This is a genomic window from Dietzia sp. DQ11-71 (assembly GCF_014144995.1).
In the GTDB taxonomy this organism is placed as follows: Bacteria; Actinomycetota; Actinomycetes; order Mycobacteriales; family Mycobacteriaceae; genus Dietzia; species Dietzia kunjamensis.
Window position 1 is genome coordinate 1 of the sequence record NZ_JAALDT010000488.1, and the last position, 2,050, is coordinate 2,050.

The 2,050-nt window shown below is 71.4% G+C and carries 1 protein-coding gene; it reads left to right on the forward strand.

Annotation, left to right across the window (positions count from 1 at the left end; all coding sequences use genetic code 11):
• Positions 1-1,970: PEP-utilizing enzyme (locus G6023_RS15065; RefSeq protein ID WP_182636277.1), on the forward strand; the 1,970-nt coding region annotated here is incomplete at its 5' end.
• Positions 1,971-2,050 lie beyond the last annotated feature (80 nt).

Consider the following 2,050-nt stretch of genomic DNA (forward strand, 5'->3'; position numbering starts at 1 on the left):
TGGTGATCGACGCCGTCGCCGGGCTGGGCGAGTCCCTGGTCGACGGCACTGCCTCCCCCGACCACCTGGTCCTCGACACCGCCGGCGGCGTGGCGGCGCGCGAGGTCGGCGAGCGCCCGGTGCTCCTCGGCGAGGACATCGAGGCGATCCGGTCCGGCGCGCTGACCGCCGAGCGGCACTGGGGCAGGCCGATGGATCTGGAGTGGGCGATCGACCGGCAGGGGCGGCTGTGGTGGCTGCAGGCGCGGCCCATCACGACGCTGCCCGCCGACCTGGGCGGGATGGATTCGACACTCGCCGGCAGCGACCACATGTACACGCGCTGCAACATCGGCGAGATGATGCCGGGGGCGTATTGCCCGCTCACCGCGTCGGTGTCGGGGTACGCGATCGACCACGCCATGCAGATGATCCAGGTGGTCGCCCGGGCGCAACCGAGTTACGAGCAGCCGTGGCTACAGGTGGGCTACTTCTCCGGGCACATGTTCCTCAACCTCACCGAGGGCACCGCGCTGAGCTCGGGACTGCTGGGCAATTCGCTGGAGCAGTTCTCCACGTCGATCTGCGGGCGGGTGGTCGACGAGCTCGTGCCCAAACCGCCGCAGCCGCTCCCGCGGCGACTCGGTAATACGGTTCGCCTGTCGACGTTCGCCCTCACCGCGGGCCCGGCCGTGCGGGGTCTGGGCGAGCAGATCGGCGCGTTCGAGATCCCCACCGGCTGCGACCCACTACAAGTGTGGCGCCAACTCGAGGCGGGGATGCACCTGTACTGCGAGGTGACATTGACGCACGTGCGGTCGTCATCTCGCGCGGCGGTCGCGGCCAACGTGCTGGAGAGCGTGCTCATGCGGCAGGCCGTCGCCGCGGGCGGCACCGAGGACAACGGCCGCGCCGAGGCCTCCCGGCTCATGGCCGGCGCCGCAGATGTGGAGAGTGCGCTCATGCTGGCCGAGCTCGAGTCGGTGGTGCGGGCGTTGGCTGCTGACTCCGCCGCTACCGAGCGGTTTCTCGGAGCGGATCCCGGCGCGGCAGTGGAGGCGGTGCTCGCCTCGGCTGACGGGTGGGGCGTCGCGCTGCGGCGGTTCCTGTCGCGCCATGGCCATCGCGGGTATCGCGAGCTGTGTATGCGAGACGCGTCGTGGGCCGACGATCCCGAGGGGCTGGGCGCGATCATGCAGGTCATGGTGCGGTCCACGCTCGAGCGGGGTGGGCGGGCGTCCGAGACCGCGGAGGTCCCGGAGCCGGAGTCACCCGTGATCCGCCAGCTTGCGCGGTGGGCCCGGGCCGGTGCGCGGGGCCGCGAGGAGACCAAGTCCAAGATGGCGCTGCTGGCGCACTCCTTGAAGCGCGGTTATCGGCATCTGGGCGAGGTGCTCTCGGCGTCCGGGCGGCTGCCCGATGCGGATCTGGTGTTCATCTTCGACCGGCCCGAGCTGGCGCGGATCGTCGGCGCGCCGGGCCCGGTGACCGGCGGACTCGCGAGTCACGGCTCGGACGGCAGCGTGTCGGCCTCCCCGGAGGAGTTGGTCGCGCAGGCTGTCGAGCGTCGGAAGGCGCTGGCGTTCCAGGACGCGCTCGAGTTCCCGGACGTGTCGGTGGGTCGGCCGACTGCGTTGATCGCCCGGCCGCCCCGCGAGGCTGCGGGCGGCGACATCGTGGGCCGTCCGGCGAGCCGCGGAACGGTGGAGGGCGTGGTGCGGGTGGCCCGGTCGATCGTCGATGCCCGGGAGTTGCGGCCCGGTGAGATCCTGGTCGCGCCCGTGACGGACGTGGGCTGGACTCCGTATTTCACGGTGATCGCGGCGCTGGTCACTGATATCGGCAGTTCTGTTTCTCACGGCGCGGTGGTCGCCCGCGAGTACGGCCTGCCATGCGTGGTCAACACCATCGATGCCACCCGAACGCTGCGCACCGGCGACCGCGTCCGAGTGGACGGCGACCGCGGCGTGGTGACTCGACTGGAGGGGTGAGGGCCCGGCACCCAGCTACTGCGCCGCAAACTGCGCGGTCAGGTCAGAAGGGTGGTGGGTCGATGAGTTCGTCGAGGCGT